Annotated in this window: 17 protein-coding genes; 14 read left to right on the top strand and 3 right to left on the bottom strand. The window is 54.5% G+C overall.

All coding sequences use genetic code 11. From position 1 onward, the window contains the following. Nucleotides 1–10 precede the first annotated feature (10 nt). The gene (gloB, locus tag K3729_14570) at nucleotides 11–778 is read right to left on the bottom strand and encodes a hydroxyacylglutathione hydrolase (protein ID UWQ98644.1); all 768 of its coding nucleotides are present in this window, start codon (nucleotides 776–778) and stop codon (nucleotides 11–13) included. Nucleotides 779–839: 61 nt separating this feature from the next. Between gloB and K3729_14565 the strand changes: the two genes are divergently transcribed. Next, complete coding sequence (locus K3729_14565; protein UWQ98643.1) at nucleotides 840–1,601, top strand: class I SAM-dependent methyltransferase; 762 nt, start codon at nucleotides 840–842, stop codon at nucleotides 1,599–1,601. Here K3729_14565 and K3729_14560 read toward each other — a convergent pair. Next, on the bottom strand, nucleotides 1,593–2,585 hold the full coding sequence (locus tag K3729_14560; GenBank protein UWQ98642.1) for a hypothetical protein: 993 nt from the start codon (nucleotides 2,583–2,585) through the stop codon (nucleotides 1,593–1,595). The two genes, K3729_14565 and K3729_14560, sit on opposite strands and share 9 nt — an antisense overlap. Before the next feature lie 585 nt (nucleotides 2,586–3,170). Here K3729_14560 and K3729_14555 point away from each other — a divergent pair. The 5 genes from K3729_14555 to K3729_14535 are packed head-to-tail and all read left to right on the top strand — an operon-like array spanning nucleotide 3,171 to nucleotide 8,061. Then, complete coding sequence (locus tag K3729_14555) at nucleotides 3,171–3,731, top strand: F0F1 ATP synthase subunit delta (protein ID UWQ98641.1); 561 nt, start codon at nucleotides 3,171–3,173, stop codon at nucleotides 3,729–3,731. Nucleotide 3,732: 1 nt separating this feature from the next. Further along, nucleotides 3,733–5,268 (top strand): F0F1 ATP synthase subunit alpha, encoded by a 1,536-nt coding sequence (gene atpA / locus K3729_14550; protein UWQ98640.1) that lies wholly within the window; start codon nucleotides 3,733–3,735, stop codon nucleotides 5,266–5,268. A 26-nt stretch (nucleotides 5,269–5,294) separates the two neighbouring features. Continuing rightward, on the top strand, nucleotides 5,295–6,167 hold the full coding sequence (locus K3729_14545) for a F0F1 ATP synthase subunit gamma (GenBank protein ID UWQ98639.1): 873 nt from the start codon (nucleotides 5,295–5,297) through the stop codon (nucleotides 6,165–6,167). 18 nt (nucleotides 6,168–6,185) lie between these two features. After that, nucleotides 6,186–7,610 (top strand): F0F1 ATP synthase subunit beta, encoded by a 1,425-nt coding sequence (atpD, locus tag K3729_14540; protein ID UWQ98638.1) that lies wholly within the window; start codon nucleotides 6,186–6,188, stop codon nucleotides 7,608–7,610. Nucleotides 7,611–7,635: 25 nt separating this feature from the next. Then, entirely contained in the window at nucleotides 7,636–8,061 is a 426-nt protein-coding gene (locus K3729_14535) for a F0F1 ATP synthase subunit epsilon (protein ID UWQ98637.1), read from the top strand. Nucleotides 8,062–8,576: 515 nt separating this feature from the next. On the opposite strand, the gene K3729_14530 is transcribed toward K3729_14535, so the two are convergent. Continuing rightward, nucleotides 8,577–10,433 carry a sigma 54-interacting transcriptional regulator gene (locus tag K3729_14530; GenBank protein UWQ98636.1) on the bottom strand — a complete coding sequence of 619 codons (1,857 nt, stop codon included), beginning with the start codon at nucleotides 10,431–10,433 and terminating at the stop codon, nucleotides 8,577–8,579. 199 nt (nucleotides 10,434–10,632) lie between these two features. Here K3729_14530 and K3729_14525 point away from each other — a divergent pair, with 199 nt between their 5' ends. The 8 genes from K3729_14525 (at nucleotide 10,633) to K3729_14490 (ending at nucleotide 19,791) form a co-directional block, all read left to right on the top strand. Beyond that, the gene (locus K3729_14525; GenBank protein ID UWQ98635.1) at nucleotides 10,633–12,015 is read left to right on the top strand and encodes an ABC transporter substrate-binding protein; all 1,383 of its coding nucleotides are present in this window, start codon (nucleotides 10,633–10,635) and stop codon (nucleotides 12,013–12,015) included. 3 nt (nucleotides 12,016–12,018) lie between these two features. Next, nucleotides 12,019–12,852 (top strand): nitrate ABC transporter permease, encoded by an 834-nt coding sequence (gene ntrB / locus K3729_14520; GenBank protein UWQ98634.1) that lies wholly within the window; start codon nucleotides 12,019–12,021, stop codon nucleotides 12,850–12,852. A gap of 10 nt (nucleotides 12,853–12,862) precedes the next feature. After that, nucleotides 12,863–13,768: an ABC transporter ATP-binding protein gene (locus tag K3729_14515; protein UWQ98633.1), complete on the top strand. Its 906-nt coding sequence runs from the start codon at nucleotides 12,863–12,865 to the stop codon at nucleotides 13,766–13,768. Between the two features lie 32 nt (nucleotides 13,769–13,800). Then, nucleotides 13,801–14,253: a cyanase gene (gene cynS / locus K3729_14510; GenBank protein ID UWR01074.1), complete on the top strand. Its 453-nt coding sequence runs from the start codon at nucleotides 13,801–13,803 to the stop codon at nucleotides 14,251–14,253. Nucleotides 14,254–14,259: 6 nt separating this feature from the next. Then, on the top strand, nucleotides 14,260–14,724 hold the full coding sequence (locus K3729_14505; protein ID UWQ98632.1) for a nuclear transport factor 2 family protein: 465 nt from the start codon (nucleotides 14,260–14,262) through the stop codon (nucleotides 14,722–14,724). Between the two features lie 932 nt (nucleotides 14,725–15,656). Then, on the top strand, nucleotides 15,657–16,958 hold the full coding sequence (locus K3729_14500) for a c-type cytochrome (GenBank protein ID UWQ98631.1): 1,302 nt from the start codon (nucleotides 15,657–15,659) through the stop codon (nucleotides 16,956–16,958). A gap of 21 nt (nucleotides 16,959–16,979) precedes the next feature. Then, the gene (locus K3729_14495) at nucleotides 16,980–17,456 is read left to right on the top strand and encodes a (2Fe-2S)-binding protein (GenBank protein ID UWQ98630.1); all 477 of its coding nucleotides are present in this window, start codon (nucleotides 16,980–16,982) and stop codon (nucleotides 17,454–17,456) included. Next, nucleotides 17,449–19,791, top strand: a complete 2,343-nt coding sequence (locus tag K3729_14490; protein ID UWQ98629.1) for a molybdopterin-dependent oxidoreductase — start codon at nucleotides 17,449–17,451, stop codon at nucleotides 19,789–19,791. The genes K3729_14495 and K3729_14490 overlap by 8 nt, the downstream gene beginning before the upstream one ends. Nucleotides 19,792–19,819: the final 28 nt, after the last annotated feature.

The following is a 19,819-nucleotide window of genomic DNA, read 5'->3' as shown; positions in this document are numbered from 1 at the left end:
CAGTTTCCAGTCAGAACGAGTCTTTGCGCGAGCGAATCTCGGCGAAGACGGCGCTGTCGGATGCGGATTGCATCCCTAAGGTTGCTTTGAGCGCTGGGTCATCAGCACGCAGGAAGGGGTTGGTTCGTTTTTCAAGCCCCAGTTCGGACGGAACCGTAGGCTGGTTGGCGGCGCGGGCAGCTTCGATTGCCCGTATACGAGAGATAAGGTGCGCGTTGTCAGGATCAATAGTTGCGGCGAATTTTGCATTGGCCGCCGTATATTCGTGGCCCGAACAGATGATCGTTTCGTCGGGCAGATCGCGCAGCTTCAGCATGCTTTGCCACATCTGGTCTGCTGATCCTTCGAAAAGACGACCGCATCCAAGCGCCATGAGGCTGTCGGCAGTAAAGGCATGGCCGATCGACGGGGTATAGGCTGCGATGTGGCCGATAGTATGGCCCGAAACGTCAATGATCAGTGTCTCCAGCCCACACAACAAAACGACGTCACCTTCGCTAACGGCTTTGGTCAGCGGTGGAAGGCGGTGTTGATCTGCCGCGGCCCCGATGACCAATGCGTCAGTGGCAATTTCGAGGTCCGGTAACCCCATGACGTGGTCATCGTGGTGGTGGGTAAGAAACACTGTTCTGACCGTCCATCCTTTTTGGGCAATCACCGCGTTGATCGGTCCGGCCTCTGGCACATCGACGACCGCGGCCTCTCCAGTGTCGGGGTTGCCAATGATGAAGGCATAATTATCAGACAGGCAGGGGACGGTGATGACTTCAACGGGCATGGTCAATTGTGCTTTCGTGGCTATTGTATAGTTAGACTGACCCAAACCACTGGCCCCTGCAATGCATCTCGACGTTCTTGATCTGCGAAACTTCTACTACCGCAGCGCGCTCGGTCGGGGCGCCCAGAAGGTGATCCGAGATGAATTGGTCAGTTGGTGGCCGAACGTAAAAGGCCAAACCGTTGCCGGATTTGGTTTCGCGGTCCCGTTGCTGCGGCCATTTCTGGCAGACGCACGACGGGTGATTGGCTTGATGCCTGGTCCGCAAGGTGTGATGCCATGGCCTGCAGGGCAACCGAATGTGTCTGTCCTTTGTCACGACACGCTTTGGCCGATTGAAACAGGTGTCGTCGACAAGCTAGTATTGATGCATGGGCTAGAGACATCAGAGAATCCCACTGCATTGCTAGACGAATGCTGGCGCGTGCTTGGTCCCGGCGGGAAAGCCGTCTTTGTGGTGCCGAACAGGGCCGGAATTTGGTCACGATCCGACAATACGCCGTTTGGCTACGGGCGACCCTATTCGATGGGGCAGCTGGAATCGCAATTGCGTAAGCATCGTTTCGTAACGGAACGATCACAGTCTGCATTGTACCAACCGCCATCCGGAAAACGGGTCTGGCGCAAATTTGCAGGTCCGTTGGAAAAGATAGGTCACCACATGCCTATCGCAACAGGCGGCGTGTTGATCGTAGAGGTGTCAAAGCAGATGGCCGCCCCAACACGTCCGGGATTAACAGAAGCGGTGCGTCGGCCGCTCAAGGCGCTGGAAGGGATCGCAAAACCAGCACCCGAAGCGGTAAGCGGTCGCGACTTACCGTAGTTTACGCGCGAGCTGAAGGATTTCAGCGGCTGTCATGGATTGTTGGCCAACAGCGTAGTTCTTGCCTGCCGGCGTAATACCGACAGTGACGGTGCAAAGCGTTTTGTTCAGCTTTTCTTCCTTCACCATGGCATGCTGTTCCATTCCCGATTGAACCGCTGGAATAACGTGATCTTCCATGGCGCCTTTGATTTCATTGATAATGTCCAATGTTTTGTCACCAAGGCTTTCTGGTGCAACTGCCCCTGCGATAGCTGTCACTTTACTACCCACCAGATCGACGATTTCGCCGGGGGCGTTGAGAACAACGTGTCCTTCAGATTCTGTCTTTGTGTATTGCGCGCCTTCAGCCATCGTGACGTACAGCGGCATCGCACTAATTTTTTCGAACCAGTCAGGGGATTCACCTTTTGGCGGGCCATACTTGCGGTCAAATTCGACATTCACATCACCGTCGTACATGTCGTCAAATTTGGCACGGAAGGTTCCGCTACTGGTGGACAGCATTTTAGCGATGTCAGCCCAAGGCCCCATAATCACAAGATCGCCGGCTTCTGATGTGTCCCATACCGATGTAATACGCAGCGGTTTGGATAGGGATTTGCCTTTGGGGTGCATTTTGCCGATCTGCCCCATGCCAAAATCCCGTAGGCCGGCGCGACTATTATTAAGGCGCATCTGCATCCGGTAGATTTGCGGCCATGATTCTGGATCAAGGTGCGGCACACGTAGACCGGCCAAGGACTGTCGTGCCTTCTTTTTCAGCTTTGTCAAAAGCGGCGAACTAAAACTTGTGCCGCGTCCTGATGGTAAAATCTGGATAAGCTCTGTTAGCCTTTCAGCGCCAAGAGATTGGAGATCACGGTTCGATTTCCGAGGGTCGATGCCTGAAATGGCATAGCGCATGGCCGGACCGACCTCTTCGTTAGACTTCTTCCTGACAAAGCTCGCAAGTGAATCAAATTCTCTTTTCGAAATACGCATACAAATAAGCCCTCTGGGAGTAACGCCGCTACTATCACCTACTTTACGTTGTAAAATCAACGAATGTTGGCAAGAAATGCGCCGTTATCGGAACGATGATATGGCGTAAATTGGTCTAATGGTTTGATTTGCCTGAGCAGAGTAAATCTGCGGATATTTTGCGGGTGGTTTAGGCCGTGTGCCGGATCATTGGGCGGTTAAGGGCGTGTGGGACGAATCGGCCAGCTTTGCGTTCGTTTGATGCACCGAGGCGATTCCATAGATTTGCATGCGGGGCGTGACTGGACGGGCTGAGTCGCTTAAAAGCATGAATGTGCCGTTTGCGAAGGGTTTTCGAGGGCAAGCAGCCTTTCGCTGCGTCAATTTGCCCAAGTTGCGTAGAATATGGGTAAACTGTGCCCAAAGAATATAGGAGCGACGCGAGATTACGATTTTGTCGCGACGCGTGCTTGCGACAACATATGACCTCTGCTACATCGCACGAGATTTTGAAGCCGCCGGTTATTGGGGGCCCAACAAGATGCCTATCTGGCGGCCGTGAAGAAGCGGTTAATAGTGTAGGCGACAGACATCGGAAGGGTGGACGTGTCCGAAACAGCTGGTATCTCCACAGGCATCGCCGCGCGTTATGCGACGGCTGTGTTTGACCTCGCAAAAGAGGGTAAGGCGCTCAAGGCGCTGGAAACCGACGTGGCAGCACTGGACGGCGCATTAGCCGACAGCGCAGATTTCCGTACATTGCTGACATCCCCGCTTTACAGCCGGGAAGAGCAAGAAACGGCAATCGCAGCGATTGCTACGAAAATGAAATTGTCCAAGACAACAAGCAACGTGCTTTCACTTCTGGCGTCCAAGCGGCGTCTTTTTGTGTTGCCACAGTTGACGACTGTCTTGCGCGACCGTTTGGCCGAAGAGCGTGGCGAGGTGACTGCTGAAGTCACAACAGCCAAAGCTTTGACAAAGGCCCAGATGGACAAGCTTTCGAAGACTTTGAAAGCACAAGTCGGCAAAGCCGTCACCATTCAAGAGACCGTGGATGAATCAATCATCGGCGGTCTTATTGTTAAAGTGGGCTCGAAAATGATCGACACGTCGATCAAATCGAAGCTCAGCGCACTCCAGAACACTATGAAAGAGGTCGGATAATATGGCGATCCAAGCGTCTGAAATTTCTGCGATCCTTAAGGACCAGATCAAAAACTTCGGTCAGGAAGCCGAAGTGGCCGAAGTGGGCCGCGTACTGTCAGTTGGTGACGGTATTGCGCGTATCTACGGCCTCGACAATGTGCAGGCTGGTGAAATGGTCGAATTCCCCGGTGGTATCCGCGGAATGGCCTTGAACCTAGAAGCTGACAACGTTGGTGTTGTTATCTTCGGTTCTGACCGCGACATTAAAGAAGGCGACACAGTTAAGCGTACAAACGCGATTGTGGATGTTCCTGTTGGTGACGAACTGCTTGGTCGCGTTGTTGACGGCCTTGGCAACCCGCTGGACGGCAAAGGTCCAATCGCGACAACAAAGCGTGCGATTGCTGATTCTAAGGCGCCGGGCATTATTCCACGTAAATCTGTTCACGAACCAATGGCGACTGGCCTGAAGTCCGTTGACTCCATGATCCCAGTTGGCCGTGGTCAGCGCGAATTGATCATTGGTGACCGTCAGACAGGTAAAACAGCGATCGCGCTCGACACGATCCTGAACCAAAAATCATACAACGACGCAGCTGCCGACGATTCTGGCAAGCTGTACTGTATCTACGTAGCTATCGGCCAGAAACGCTCCACAGTTGCGCAGTTGGTTAAGAAGCTCGAAGAGTCCGGCGCGATTGAGTATTCAATCGTTGTTGCGGCGACAGCGTCTGACCCAGCACCGATGCAGTTCCTTGCACCATACGCTGCGACAGCCATGGCAGAGCATTTCCGCGATGCTGGCCGTCACGCGCTGATCATCTATGATGACCTTTCCAAGCAAGCTGTGTCTTACCGTCAGATGTCCTTGCTTCTGCGTCGCCCACCAGGCCGTGAAGCTTACCCAGGTGACGTTTTCTACCTTCACTCCCGTCTGCTTGAGCGTTCATGTAAACTGAACGAAGACAACGGATCTGGTTCTTTGACGGCGCTGCCGATCATTGAAACCCAAGGTGGCGACGTTTCTGCGTTTATTCCGACTAACGTGATTTCCATCACCGACGGTCAGATCTTCTTGGAAACAGAATTGTTCTACCAAGGTATCCGTCCAGCTGTGAACACAGGTCTGTCCGTTTCCCGTGTTGGGTCTTCTGCCCAAACAAAGGCGATGGCGTCTGTTGCTGGTCCGGTTAAGCTTTCTTTGGCTCAGTATCGTGAAATGGCTGCGTTTGCGCAGTTCGGTTCCGATCTGGATGCGGCCACTCAGCAGTTGCTGGCACGTGGTGCGCGTTTGACTGAGATCATGAAGCAGCCACAGTATTCCCCACTGACAAACGCAGAAATCGTCTGTGTCATCTATGCGGGTACAAACGGCTACCTCGATAACGTCGACGTCAAAGAAGTAGGTCGTTTTGAGGCAGAAATGCTCAAGCACCTGCGCGCAAATAATGCTGATCTTTTGGCTGACATCACCGAGAATGACCGTAAGGTTAAGGGTGAACTGGCTGACAAAGTGAAAGCTGCTTTGGATGCATTCGCAAAAGACTTCGCTTAATCGTCTTAGGATAAGGAGAACTAGGTTTGCCTAATCTCAAGGACCTTAAAAACAGGATCGCGTCGGTCAAATCGACCCGCAAGATCACCAAAGCGATGCAATTGGTCGCGGCAGCAAAATTGCGCCGCGCCCAAGACGCAGCTGAGGCATCACGCCCCTACACAGAGCGTTTCAACGCTGTGATGGCAGGGCTGGCGTCTGGCGCAGCGGGTTCCCCGTCCGCGCCAAAGCTGTTGTCCGGCACCGGTTCAGATCAAGTTCATTTGCTTGTTGTTATGACAGCGGAACGTGGTCTGTGCGGCGGCTTTAACGGCAACATCGCTAAATTGGCCCGTACGCATGCATCCAAATTGCTTGCTGAAGGCAAAACAGTCAAAATCTTGACCGTTGGTAAAAAAGGCCGCGATGCGATCAAACGCGATCTGGGCGATCACTTTGTGGGTCACGTTGACCTGACAGAAGTGAAACGCGTGGGTTACGGCGACGCGCAAAGCATTGCCAAAGACGTGCTGTCCCGTTTCGACGGCGGCGAATTCGATGTGGCGACGATTTTCTTCGCACGCTTCGAAAACGTTGTGACGCAGCACCCAACGGCTTTGCAGGTTATTCCCGCACAGTTCGAAGCAGACGAGAGCGGTGACGCGACCTTGTACGACTACGAACCGTCCGAGGATGCCATCTTGGCTGACTTGCTTCCACGTGGTGTGGCTACACAAATCTTCGCGGCGCTGTTGGAAAATGGTGCGTCCGAGCAGGGTGCTCGGATGTCAGCAATGGACAACGCGACCCGCAACGCTGGTGAAATGATCGACGCACTGACAATCGAGTTCAACCGCTCGCGTCAGGCTGTGATCACCAACGAGCTGATTGAAATCATTTCGGGCGCGGAAGCGCTTTAAGAGAACCGGAGAAACATAATGGCAAACGCAAAAGGCAAAATCACACAGGTGATTGGCGCCGTTGTAGACGTTAAATTCGACGATCACCTGCCGGAGATCTTGAACGCGGTTACGACAGACAACAACGGCAAGTCGCTGACGCTCGAAGTAGCGCAGCACCTTGGCGAAAACACAGTCCGTACAATTGCGATGGACTCCACCGAGGGCCTCGTTCGTGGTCAAGAAGTGACAGATACTGACGGCCCAATCACTGTGCCAGTTGGTGAAGCCACTTTGGGCCGCATCATGAACGTGATCGGTGAACCAATCGACGAACGTGGCGACATCGGTGAAAAAGAGCGTCGCTCTATTCACGCTGACGCACCTGAATTCGAACAGCAGTCCACTGCGTCCGAAGTTCTGGTAACAGGCATCAAAGTGATCGACCTTCTCGCGCCTTACGCGAAGGGTGGTAAAATTGGTCTGTTCGGTGGTGCGGGTGTTGGTAAAACAGTTCTTATTCAGGAATTGATCAACAACATCGCGAAAGTGCACTCTGGCTACTCCGTTTTCGCGGGTGTGGGTGAGCGTACACGTGAAGGGAACGACCTTTACTACGAATTCATCGAATCCGAAGTCATCAACATGGAAGACCTCACCAAGTCCAAAGTGGCACTGGTGTACGGTCAGATGAACGAGCCTCCAGGTGCGCGTATGCGTGTTGCTTTGTCAGGTCTGACAATGGCTGAAGCGTTCCGCGACCAATCTGGTACAGACGTTCTGTTCTTCGTGGACAACATCTTCCGGTTTACACAGGCTGGTTCCGAGGTGTCCGCGCTTTTGGGTCGTATTCCATCTGCGGTGGGCTACCAGCCTACACTCGCAACCGACATGGGTGCGATGCAGGAACGGATTACATCCACTAAGAACGGTTCTATTACGTCTGTTCAGGCCATCTACGTACCTGCGGATGACTTGACCGACCCTGCGCCTGCGACATCATTTGCTCACTTGGATGCGACAACGGTTCTGAACCGTGCGATTTCCGAAAAAGGCATCTACCCTGCGGTTGACCCGCTCGATTCAACATCCCGTCTGCTTGATCCGCAGATCGTTGGTGAAGAGCACTACGCTGTGGCAGCTGACGTTCAGCAAATGCTGCAGCGTTACAAGTCTTTGCAGGATATCATCGCCATTCTCGGCATGGACGAATTGTCAGAAGACGACAAATTGACTGTGTCCCGTGCGCGTAAGATCGAACGCTTCTTGTCCCAGCCATTCGACGTTGCGAAAGTGTTTACAGGTTCTGACGGTGTTCAGGTGCCTTTGGAAGACACAATCGCGTCGTTCAAAGCGGTTGTTGCCGGTGAATACGATCACCTGCCAGAAGGCGCGTTCTACATGGTTGGTGGCATCGACGAAGTGAAAGCCAAAGCCGAGAAAATGGCCGCAGACGCGGCTTAAGTCGAAGCAAAAGGAGGCCTAGATAATGGCAAACCTACAATTCGATCTTGTCTCGCCTGAGCGTCGTTTGGCGTCCATCGAAGCATCCGCGGTGCAAATCCCGGGTGCTGATGGCGACATGACGGCGATGGCTGACCACGCACCGACCATCACGACACTGCGCCCCGGCGTGCTGTCCGTGACGCACAGCGGTGGCGTTGACGACTACATCGTGGTCGGTGGCTTCGCAGAGATTACGCCAACAGGCGTATCGGTTTTGGCAGAGCGTGCTTTGCCAAAAGCAGAGGTCACGCAAGAGATGTTCGACGGCATGGTGGCAGAGGCGAAAGAAGCCTACGCAACTGCGCAAGAGACCTTCAAAAACGAGCCAGGCCCAGTCGATGACGCGGCCAAGCTAATCTCAGACATGGTTGCCATCGGGGGCCACATCGGCCTGACAGCTAGCAACTAAGACCTGCGGTTATTTGAATTAAGAAAGGCCTCGCGGCGACGCGGGGCCTTTTTCGTTGAGAGATTGAATGTGAGCTGTGCGGACTTTCCCGACCTTCATTTTCGTATTTCGCAGATGCAGCGTTCGTTTACACACGCGGCACGTTTTGCTCTGCACTACATCATCTGTCGCCAGACCAGTCATTCGCAAAAGTGGTATCAATAAGAACAAAGAACGTATTTTCAACGCAAACTGATCCGGCCAACGATCCGGTGGACAAAGCGCCAATGCATTGCCGCGTAGGGATCTTGCTTCGGCCCTCCTTTTGCAGATCAGTCCACTGCAGCCCCAGAACCACTATTCAATACCAACCATTGCGCCTGGCATTGAAATCCCGCTGGGCGCAGTCATCGCAGGTAATCTTAGCCTTTACGAAGGGTCCGCCCACAGCCTTCCGGATAAGCTGCTTGGCGTTTATTCATGCGATCCGATGTAGGCTTTGGCGGTCTTCGTGACTTTCTGCACACGTCAATTATTCACCAGTCATTTTCATTCAATCCCAGCTTTTTTAGCCTTGAATAGAGTGTTGTCGGCTTGATACCGAGCAGTGCGGCCGCCCCCTTTGTTCCGGAAACCTTTCCATCAGCTTCTTTCATGCAGGCGATGATATTTGCTCGACGGATTTGCTCTACATCCGCTTCCGTGAGCAAGGCAGACGTCGGCGCGGATCCCGGTACAACCTGGCTCTGAATCTCAACTTGTAACTTGTCGGATTGCGACACGATGGCACCGCGTTCGATGACGTTTGCCAGTTCGCGCACGTTGCCGGGCCAGTGGTAGTCTTGCAGCTTTCGCATCGCCCCTTCGGTGACGACAGGGACCTTTCGACCGAGCCGCTTGCAGGCGATGCGCAGCAGATGGGCGGTCAGGATCGGGACGTCCTCCGGCCTGTCCCGTAAAGAAGGACACAAAATAGGAAAAACTCCAAGGTGCAGCATGAGGTCCTGACGCAAACGTCCTGCCTGTACTTCGCGGTCAATGTTGCGGTTGGTCGAGGCGATCACACGTAGATCTAGGCTGCGGCTGCGATCATCGCCCAATCGTGTCACCACTCTGTTCTGCAATGCATCAAGTAAGTGGCCCTGTAATTCGATGGGAATGTCCGCAACCTCATCAATGAACAAGGTGCCGCCATGTGCCAATTCCAACTTTCCAGGCCGATCCTTGAGCGCACCGGCAAAGGCACCACGGACTTGGCCGAACAACTCACTTTCAATTTTCTCAGGGCTTACGGCTCCAGCCTTGAAGTGGATCATAGGGCGGCGTTTACGGCTGCTTTCGTCATGGACAGCTGACGCCACAAGGGATTTTCCGACACCGTTCTCGCCACGGATCAAGACGCTTGTATCGGTTGGACCTACAAGTTCGATCTGCCTGATGACCTCCTGAATCGCATCCGAGCGCCCGATAATGTCGTGATGTGCCCGCTCGATACTGATCGCTTCCTGTAGGTAGGCGTTTTCCTCTTCCAACTGATGATGCAACGCGGCAACTTGATCCATTGCGTCCCGCAGTTTGCGTTCGTTTTCCCAGCGTTCCGTGATGTCGCGAAAGATGACCACCGCACCGACCAATTTGGGCCCGTCGTAGATCGGGGTGGAGACATATTCGACCCGGATCGGTTTGCCATCCTTACGCCAGAATACTTCGTCTTCGATCCGGTTGACCTGCTCATACCGGAAAGATTGATAGATCGGACATTCGTGCGACGGATATTGTTCGCCGTTCAGGTGGTGATGGTGAATTTTCGCGTGGATATCGTGGCCCAGAAGGTCTTGGGTTGTCCAACCAAGCATTTCCTGCGCTGCGCGGTTCACAAAGGTTGTCTTACCGTCGGCATTAACCCCGTAAATCCCCTCGCCAGCGGCGTTTAGGATCAATTGGTTTTCGCGTTCCAGATCTGCAAAGAAGCTTTGCGCGCGCTGCCATTCCATCAGGCCGCCGTTGTAGATTTTTCCGGCCTCAACCTCAGCTGCGTGTTGTTCAAGGGTCTCAAGATCAAGCACATGCAAAAGCAGCATGTCCTGACCGTCGTGATGTACAGCCCGCCCCGTAACCTCGCATTGCAGGGGCGATTGGTCCGCATTTTGGAGTGTCACCTGCCGGGTCCAAGCTGTCCCTCGGTGTTGAACCTCTGTGATAAAGACGACGAAGGTCTCCATACCTGCGGCAACGAAGCGGGCGAAGTGCGATCCTGTTAGGGCATCATCCCCTAAAAGTGTTTCGGCCTCTTTAGTCGCTGCCAAAATTTGATCCCGGCCAAGATGAATTAGGATCGTAGGGCCAATTGCGCCGGCGAGAAAGGAATCGTGAGGGAGATCGGTATCAAGCATCCTTTGATGAAGGATAAGCACGCGCCCATGAGCAATACGAAATATCGTAATTTACGAAATTTCGTAATAATTCGTGGGCTGTTCTTCTGTTATTGCTTTGAAATTAATCAAAAAATCCATTTTTTGATTTCTTAACGAATGCCTTCAATTGTCGATACCCCGCTGCCAGCATGGAGAAAATCAACAGCGAGGTTGCAACATGACTGTCAAATCACTGGGTAATCCCTTCTCTTCCGAAACCGATCTGCGGCACGCCGCCGATTGCGGCTGCCACACCTGTAGCGCACCCAAACAAGAGGCTGCGGACAGCATTGATCTGTCCACCTCAGAAGGCATGTTGGAGCGCGCAGTCGAAAGCGCAATTGTGCGGTCAGTCTTTGGACAAAGCGACATCGGGCGCCGGTCCTTTATGGGCATGATGGGTGGGTCGACGATGGCCGCGGCACTGGCGTCGGTGTTTCCACTGAACGAAGCGAAAGCCGCTATCCTCGACAATCTTGGGCCGCCTGAAAAGACCGACCTGAACATTGGTTTTGTGCCGATCACCTGTGCGACGCCGATCATTATGGCCCAACCCTTGGGGTTTTATGAACGCTACGGCCTGAACGCCCAGGTGATCAAAACCGCAGGCTGGGCTGTGGCGCGTGACAAGTCGCTGAACGGGGAATACGACGCCTCGCACATGCTGACGCCTATGCCATTGGCGATGACACTTGGGGCGGGGTCGGTTGCGGAACCTTACATCATGCCAGCCGTTGAAAACATCAACGGCCAAGCCATCGTGCTGTCGAACGAACACCTCGATAAGCGTGACCCGAAACAGTGGAAGGGCTTCACCTTCGGCGTGCCGTTTGAGTATTCGATGCACAACTTCCTACTGCGGTATTACGTGGCCGAGTTTGGCCTGGACCCAGATGTCGACATCCAAATCCGCGTTGTGCCACCGCCAGAAATGGTTGCAAACCTGCGTGCCGGTAACCTTGACGGCTATCTGTCGCCTGATCCGTTCAACCAGCGTGCCGTCTATGAGGGCATTGGTTTCCTTCACTTGCTTACGAAAGAAATCTGGGAAGGTCACCCATGCTGCGCCTTTGCTGCACCCCTGTCCTTTGCCACAGAGTTGCCGAACACCTATGGCGCGCTCTTGAAATCGATCATCGACGCGACGCAGTATGCGTCAGCGCCAGAAAACCGCAAGGAAATCTCAGAGGCGATTGCCCCGACCAACTACCTCAACCAGCCGGTGACTGTCATCGAGCAGGTACTGACAGGAACCTACGCCGACGGCTTGGGCGAGGTGCAGCGTGTGCCCGACAGGATCGATTTCGATCCTTTCCCATGGCACTCCATGGGCGTTTGGATCCTGACGCAGATGAAACGTTGGGGTTATATCGAAGGCGACGTGGATTACCGCGGCGTGGCTGAACAGGTCTACCTTGCCGCTGACTGTAAGAAAGTGATGGAAGACCTCGGTTATGACGCGCCGGACATCACCTACAAATCGCATACGATCATGGGCAAAACCTTCGATCCTGCGAAGCCAGAAGAATACGTCAGCAGCTTCCCAATCGGGAAGGGGTAAGCCATGGGCACCCTTTCAATAAACCAGCGTGCTGCATTGTTGTCGGTTGTCATGTTGGTTGTCGGTCTCCTGATTTGGGAGGCCGCCATCCCGGCACAAAAGGCCGCCGAAGAGCTGACCGAATACGAGATTCTAACCGGCGCTGGCGCACCAAAGGCGGGTGTCCCGCCACCCAGTCAGGTCATTGCCAAGGCGTGGGAACAACTCAGCGACCCGTTCTATGATGCGGGGCCCAACGACAAAGGCATCGGCATTCAAATCGGATATTCGATTTATCGTGTCCTGACGGGCTATTTTCTCGCCGCCTTGATCGCCATCCCCTTTGGGTTTCTGATCGGGATGAGCCAAGTTGCCTACAAGGCCTTCAACCCGTTCATTCAGGTACTGCGCCCGATCTCTCCGCTCGCGTGGATGCCGCTTGCGTTGTTCATTATCGGTGACAGTGAAGCATCGGCGATCTTCGTGATCTTTATCTGTTCGATCTGGCCCATGCTGATCAACACCGCCTTTGGCGTGGCTGGCGTGCGTGAGGACTGGGTCAACGTGGCCCGTACCCACGAGCTGGGACCAATTAGAACTGCCTTCACCGTGATCCTGCCAGCGGCGGCCCCAACGATTCTGACTGGCATGCGCATCTCGATCGGTATCGCGTGGCTAGTGATTGTGGCCGCTGAAATGCTCGTCGGTGGCACCGGCATTGGCTACTACGTGTGGAACGAATGGAACAATCTTGATCTGACATCCGTCGTTTTCTCAATCCTCATGATTGGTGTGGTGGGCATGCTGCTCGACGCCATGTTCGGCCTGCTGCAGCGCCGTGTCACCTACGCCGAATAAAGGAAGTTCCATGAAACCGTTCTTAAGTATCGACAAACTCACCCAACGGTTCCCGGATGGGAACGGCGGCGAGTTGACTGTTTTCGAAAACGCTTCCTTCGGGGTCGAAAAAGGCGAATTCGTGGTGATCCTTGGCCATTCAGGCTGCGGCAAATCGACGATCATGAACATCCTCGCAGGGTTGGCAGACCCGACCAGCGGCGTTGTCACGATGGATGGCTATGAGGTCCGTGGTCCCAGCCTCGACCGAGGCGTCGTGTTCCAGAACTATTCTTTGCTGCCATGGCTGACGACACTGAAGAACGTCACATTCGGGGTTAAGGCCCGGCACCCGGAATGGACCAAGCAGCAGGTCGAAGAACATGCGACCAAGTTCCTCGCGATGGTGGGGCTTGAGGGGGATGTGATCCACCGCAAACCAAGCCAGTTGTCGGGTGGCATGCGCCAGCGGGTGTCGATTGCGCGCGCCTTTGCAAACCACCCAAAACTGTTGCTGCTGGATGAACCTTTCGGCGCACTTGATGCCCTCACACGCGGGACCATTCAGGATGAGCTGCTCAAGATTTGGGGTCAGATGGAGCAAACGGTCTTTATGATCACCCATGACATCGACGAGGCGATCCTGCTGGCCGATCGCATCTTGCTGATGACAAACGGACCGCACGCGCGTGTTGCCGAAAGTGTCGAAATCACAATCCCGCGCCCGCGCAATCGGACCGAAATTATCGAACACCCAAACTACTATGCGATCCGCAACCATTTGGTGCAGTTCCTTGGCAAACGATCAAAGGAACTGGCCGGACAGCCCACAGAGGCAGGCCAAACGAACAAACCCAAAACGGTCAGGATCGACTTGACCGATCCTGCAGAAGATCCCGAAGACAAACGACCTGCCTTGAAAGCAGTGAATAGCTAAGACCGGAGGAGACCAACATGAAAGACCTCACAATGACTGAGATGATGACCAAAGAAGACGTCACCGCCATGATCCTGTCCGCCAAGAAACAGGCTGGACTGACATGGGAAGAGATCGCCGAAAAAATCGGCATGTCCCCCGTCTGGACCCATTCCGCCGCGATGGGCATGAACGCCTTTCCGGCCGAAAAAGCCAAGTTGATGGTCAGCGTCATGGGCCTGCCGCAGGAAGCGGAAAGCGTCTTGGCCGAAAGCCCCACCAAGATTTGGGAACAAGCAGTGCCGACCGATCCCTGCATTTACCGTTTTTATGAAATCGTTGGCGTTTATGGCCCGACTTTGAAAGCGCTGATTCAAGAAAAATTTGGCGACGGGATCATGTCCGCCATTGATTTCGACATGACCGTCACGCGCGTTGAGAACCCAAAAGGGGATCGCGTGAAGGTCGAGATGTCGGGCAAGTACCTTGGCTATAATAGCTGGTAGACCGCAATGACCCGTATGCCAGTGCCGCCCTTTTCTTACGTCGATGCGGTCAGAAAAGTCCGCATGGCCGAAGATGCTTGGAACACACGTGATCCTGACAAGGTGGCATTGGCCTACACGCCTGACACAAAGTGGCGCAACCGCTCCGAGTTCCTGAATGGCCGGGACGAGGTGCGCGATTTCCTGACCCGTAAGTGGTCGCAGGAAAACGGATACCGGTTGATCAAGGAGATCTGGGCGCATGGCGACAATCGCATCGCAGTACGCTTTTGCTACGAATATCATGACGAGAACGGCAACTGGTTCCGCGCCCACGGCAATGAAAACTGGGAATTCGACGCTGAAGGCTACATGGCCGTGCGCCATGCCTCAATCAATGATGTCGCCATCACTGAGACCGAAAGGCTGTTTCATTGGCCTCAGGGGCCAAGGCCGTCAGAACATGGAGGTTTGTCTGATTTCGGACTGTAAACGAAGAGTATCAAGACTGCTCGGCAGCGACTGAACGTCATTTTTATTGCCGTATCAACGACAAAAGAGAGCTTAAATTGAAGACCAGCGGGCCGCTCACGGATGAGGGCGCCTTCCCACATATGAACGGGATTTATCTACAGCAGGGCCGGCCTTTAAATCGAATGTCTCAAAAATCCGCAACCCGAATAATTTCCGCCCAAATCTTCTCCGCACCATGAAGGAATGGCCGCTATCCTTACCGCCGCGCAGCCTGGCCTAACCAGTATCTGCGGCGATCGGCATGCTGCTAGCGCACACAACACAAATTACCTAGTTACAGTATTGGGCTCAATGCGGCCATTAGAAAGATTACAGCGAGTTCACTTGCTGGGTCGTGTTGGAGCAACACGGACGGCCCATTGCTGCCATTCATCCAGTTGTCACAACGCTGTGGTGCGCTCCTTCAGACCGGCCTTTTACTGTGACAACAAAATTTCGACGCATGCGAACCCGCACTTTGCGAACAAAGTGTGAATTCGCTGCATTGTGTCGCATGTCCAGTCGGGATGGCGCGGGCATGGCACGGCATGTCTGATCCGATTTGTGCATTGGTCAGAAGCAGTCATGTGTCCGTATCGGTTGCGCGGTTTTGAATGCTGGCCCTGACTCTTGGGATATTGCTGGACAGTGAGTGGTTCCGCACGCCAAGCCCGTTGCAGTTTAACCGGAAATTATGGCTGGGGCTTACGAAGCGGTGCTCTGTTTCTTGGCCGCAAACTTGGGCTCCACTGCATCCAGATGGACGACGCGCACAACTGTGATCAGAAAGGGGCTTTCGTTTCGACTTATCGACAAAGCGAATTTTCTAGGAACCTTTGGGGCGGTTCAAGGTTCATCGGACTGAAAGCTCTGCTTCCCGCAGTCCATTCAGGCGAACAAAGGCCCATCTCATGCTAAAGCGTTTACTTCTTAGTGGTTTCGGCGTTTTGATCGTCGGGGGAATTGGATTTGGCATCTACGCGTATAAATCCCCGTTGCCGCCGATCACTGCCTCGGAACGCCCAGAGTTTTCGCCTGAGGTCATTGAAAAAGGCCGGTTGCTCGCCGCCGCCGGTTATTGCAGCGAATGCCACACTTCGGAAAATGGTGCCCCTTACGCTGGCAATTATGCGATGGAGACCGGATTTGGCACGATTTACGCCAGCAACCTGACCCCCGCGATGGAAACAGGCATCGGTGGTTACTCGGTCGAAGCCTTCCGGCGGGCGATGAAACAGGGCGTGGATATTGACGGGCGCCACTTGTTCCCCGCTTTTCCATACGATCACTTCACCAAAATGACCGATGAGGATGTTGCCGCGTTATACGCCTACATCATGTCTGAAATCGCTCCGGTGGAACTAGAGACCAAAGAAGCCGAGATTCCCTTTCCTTTGAACCAACGTTTTTTGCAGGCTGGCTGGAAGATGCTGTTTGTCGACTTTGGCGAATATGAAGGCGAGCAAGCGCAGACATCGGAATGGAACCGTGGTGCATATCTTGCCGAGGGTGTGGCACACTGCGGTGCTTGTCATACGCCGCGCAATCCGTTGGGTGCGGAAATCGAAAGCCAACAATACGGCGGTGCGCAGATCAACGGCTGGACGGCCCCCGCATTGACGTCTGAAAATGCCGCGCAAGTGCCATGGACCGCGCCCGACTTCGCAGCTTATCTGAAAACCGGTGTGTCGACGTATCACGGTGTTTCGGCCGGACCGATGGGGCCTGTCGTTCATGATGGTATCCGCGCATTGCCGGACGATGACATCGACGCCCTTAGCCTTTATTTTGCTGAGATATCCGGTGGTGACGCGGCGGACCCGGCCACAAGCGAGACCGTTTTAGCTAGTCTTGAGCGAGGTCGCCCGAACCCGTTGTACCGCCGTGAACTTGGCGAACGTCTATACGCAACCGCCTGCGCATCCTGTCACTACAATGCCGCGCAAATCTTAGCAGGCCGCCCTGATCTTGGCATCAATTCAGCGACTAATCTGGATACATCCGACAACCTCGTCCACGTCATTCTAGATGGGGTAAGCGGGCCTGAAGGCATTGCCGGCGTTGTTATGCCGGGCTTTCGCGGCGCACTGACCGAGGCCGACATTACGGCGATCGCAGCCTATCTCAGAGATGAACGCGCAGGCAAACCTGCTTGGCCAGACCTTGTGGAAACTGTGTCACGCCTTTCACAAACCAACACACAAAGCGAATAAATCCAAAGGGGGATCAGTCGGATGGTAGAGTTCGAAATCAACGGTAAAACGGTGCGTGTTGACGCCGACCCAGACACGCCCCTGCTGTGGGCTATCCGCGACGAGATTGGCCTGACAGGTACAAAATTTGGCTGTGGAATCGGGATGTGTGGTGCTTGCACAGTTCATGTTGGCGGACAGGCGACGCGATCTTGCATTACGCCTGTTTCGTCAGTTGAAGGAACGTCTATCACCACCATCGAAGGGCTTGCCGAAGAGAATGATCACCCCGTTCAGGAGGCGTGGCGCAACCTACGCGTTCCGCAATGTGGGTACTGCCAGTCGGGTCAGATTATGCAAGCCGCAGCGCTGCTTGAGGATATCCCTTCCCCAACGGATGAAGATATTGACGCAGTAATGACAGGCAACCTGTGCCGTTGCATGACGTACCCACGTATTCGCGATGCGGTTCGCGAAGCTGCTTCTGCAATGGCAAATGGAGGCCGCAACAATGGCTAATCTTTTATCCCGTTTGCGCGAAGCGCACACAGATGTTGTTGAAGCAGGCGAAGGGCAATTGGATTTGTCCCGCCGCGGTTTCCTGGTTGCGGCGACTGCGGCTGGGGCTGCTTTCGGATTTCCGCTGCAAAGCCGGGCCGCGATGGATCCTAGCGTGCCCGATGGCGAACCGGTGACCCCAGATGGCGCAACCTTCGAGCCTAGTCTTTGGTATTGGATCGACAGTGACGGGATCGTCAATGTGAACATCATCCGCGCCGAAATGGGCCAGCACGTTGGCACAGCAATCGCACGTATCTTGGCCGATGAGTTGGAGGTCGCGTGGGAAAACGTGCGCATCACCCATGTCGATACGGACGAAAAATGGGGCACGATGGTCACGGGCGGCAGTTGGTCGGTCTGGCAAAGCTGGCCGGTTTACCGCAAAGCGGGTGCCGCAGGACGAACGGCGTTTATTGAAGCTGCTGCTGCCAAGTGGGACGTTGATCCTGCAAATTGCACCGCCCGCGACGGAGTTGTGAGTGATGGCAGTAACGAAATCAGCTATGCCGCGCTTGTCGCTGAGGGTTTGGAACGATCCTTCAGCGAGGATGAACTGGACGCATTGCCGCTCAAACAGCATGAAGATCTGCGCTTGGTCGGGCAGGATGTCACAGCGCTCGATATCGATACAAAAACAACGGGTCAGGCAATCTACGGCATCGATGCGTCGGTTGATGGTATGGTCTACGCGGTACCACTTGTGCCGCCAACGCGCCTTGGGTCTTCTGTGATCTCTGTTGATGATGGCGCAGCCCGAGACGTTAAGGGCTATCTGCAAACGCTTGCCCTAGATGATCCGTCTGGTACGGTTCCGGGGTGGGTTGTCGTACTGGGCGAGAGCCTTATGGCGGCCAAACGCGCAGCGGACCTTGTCGCTGTCGAATGGGAAGCGGGAGAGAACGCATCGGTCAGCGAAGAAGATATTAACGCCCGTTCACGTGCGCTGATCGCCGATGATGGGTATGGCGCAATCCTTCCCGCAGATGACACTGATACTGCAGCCGCATTTGAACAATCCGCCGCTGTTCTTGAGGCGGAATATACGACGCAGACGGTCCTGCATTTTCAGTTAGAGCCAGCCAATGCGACGGTCTTTCAAGATGAAGACGGTATCTGGGAAATTCATACCGGCAACCAATGGCAATCGTTGATCCTACCCACACTTTCTGCCGCGCTCGAAGCCCCCGCAGATCAGATTGTGATGCGCAGCTACATGTTGGGCGGTGGCTTTGGACGCCGATTGAATGGCGACTACGCGATCCCTGCGGCCCTGGCGTCTAAGGCGCTTGGCGGCAAACCTGTCAAACTGGTCTTCATGCGAGAGGACGATGCAAAATTTGATAGCCCACGATCGCCTTCGGTACAGCAGTTGCGCATGGCGTTTGATGACGCGAACGCGGTTACTGCGATGGATCATAACGCCGCCGCAGGGTGGCCCACGCAGGTGATGGTGCCCTCATTCATGCCAAAGGGCGTCAATGATGAGCCCTATGATCCCTTTGCAATCGATGGTGCCGATCATTGGTACAACGTCGGTGCCCATAGGGTGCGGGCGGTTTCCAACGATCTTGCGAATGCAACTTTCCGCCCGGGGTGGCTCCGCTCGGTCGGGCCGGGGTGGACGAACTTCGCTGTTGAAAGTTTTATGGATGAAGCCGCGCACAAGCTGGGCGTCGATCCATTGGAATTCCGCCTGAAACACCTTGATGCGACCGGCATGAATGCCGGATCTGCGCCCAATGCGGTTGGTGGCGCAAACCGTCAGGCCGATGCCTTGAGGCGCGTTGCCGAAATGTCGGGTTACGGTCGGGTTGATCTGCCGGAGGATACAGCAATTGGCATCGCCACTACATTTGGGCAGTCCCGCTCAATGCCAACTTGGGTCGGCGGTGCTGTGCAGCTTCATGTCGATCGTGAAACCGGTGATATCGATGTGCAAAAGATGTGGTTGAGTTTTGATTGCGGCACAGTTGTTGATCCCGATGGGGCGCTGGCGCAGTGTCAGGGCGCCGCCCTGTGGGGCTTGTCTATGGCCCTCTACGAAGGCACAAAATTTGAAGACGGCAATGTGGCGGATCGCAATCTTGGCACATACACGCCACTGCGTATGATCGACACGCCACCCATGGAGATCGAGTTTATCGAGAGCACAGAGGTGCCTGTTGGACTTGGCGAGCCGGGAACCACAGTGATCGCGCCGGCCATTGCCAACGCGATTTACAATGCGGTGGGCGCACGTCTTCGCCATCTACCGATTACGCCAGAGGCTGTGCTGTCTGTCTTGAACGCGTGACAATCTGCGACAGAGAGGTGCGCGCGAT

The sequence above is a fragment of the Rhodobacteraceae bacterium S2214 genome, from assembly GCA_025141675.1.
In the GTDB taxonomy this organism is placed as follows: Bacteria; Pseudomonadota; Alphaproteobacteria; order Rhodobacterales; family Rhodobacteraceae; genus Yoonia.
The sequence above is the reverse complement of the archived record's forward strand: the minus strand, read 5'-3'. Positions and strand labels throughout refer to the sequence as shown.

Coding starts and splice junctions, on each gene's coding strand:
- gloB (UWQ98644.1), bottom strand. CDS start 778: ATGCCCGTTGAAGTCATCACCGTCCCCTGCCTGTCTGATAATTATGCC.
- K3729_14565 (UWQ98643.1), top strand. CDS start 840: ATGCATCTCGACGTTCTTGATCTGCGAAACTTCTACTACCGCAGCGCG.
- K3729_14560 (UWQ98642.1), bottom strand. CDS start 2,585: ATGCGTATTTCGAAAAGAGAATTTGATTCACTTGCGAGCTTTGTCAGG.
- atpA (UWQ98640.1), top strand. CDS start 3,733: ATGGCGATCCAAGCGTCTGAAATTTCTGCGATCCTTAAGGACCAGATC.
- atpD (UWQ98638.1), top strand. CDS start 6,186: ATGGCAAACGCAAAAGGCAAAATCACACAGGTGATTGGCGCCGTTGTA.
- K3729_14535 (UWQ98637.1), top strand. CDS start 7,636: ATGGCAAACCTACAATTCGATCTTGTCTCGCCTGAGCGTCGTTTGGCG.
- K3729_14530 (UWQ98636.1), bottom strand. CDS start 10,433: ATGCTTGATACCGATCTCCCTCACGATTCCTTTCTCGCCGGCGCAATT.
- K3729_14525 (UWQ98635.1), top strand. CDS start 10,633: ATGACTGTCAAATCACTGGGTAATCCCTTCTCTTCCGAAACCGATCTG.
- ntrB (UWQ98634.1), top strand. CDS start 12,019: ATGGGCACCCTTTCAATAAACCAGCGTGCTGCATTGTTGTCGGTTGTC.
- K3729_14515 (UWQ98633.1), top strand. CDS start 12,863: ATGAAACCGTTCTTAAGTATCGACAAACTCACCCAACGGTTCCCGGAT.
- cynS (UWR01074.1), top strand. CDS start 13,801: ATGACTGAGATGATGACCAAAGAAGACGTCACCGCCATGATCCTGTCC.
- K3729_14505 (UWQ98632.1), top strand. CDS start 14,260: ATGACCCGTATGCCAGTGCCGCCCTTTTCTTACGTCGATGCGGTCAGA.
- K3729_14500 (UWQ98631.1), top strand. CDS start 15,657: ATGCTAAAGCGTTTACTTCTTAGTGGTTTCGGCGTTTTGATCGTCGGG.
- K3729_14495 (UWQ98630.1), top strand. CDS start 16,980: ATGGTAGAGTTCGAAATCAACGGTAAAACGGTGCGTGTTGACGCCGAC.
- K3729_14490 (UWQ98629.1), top strand. CDS start 17,449: ATGGCTAATCTTTTATCCCGTTTGCGCGAAGCGCACACAGATGTTGTT.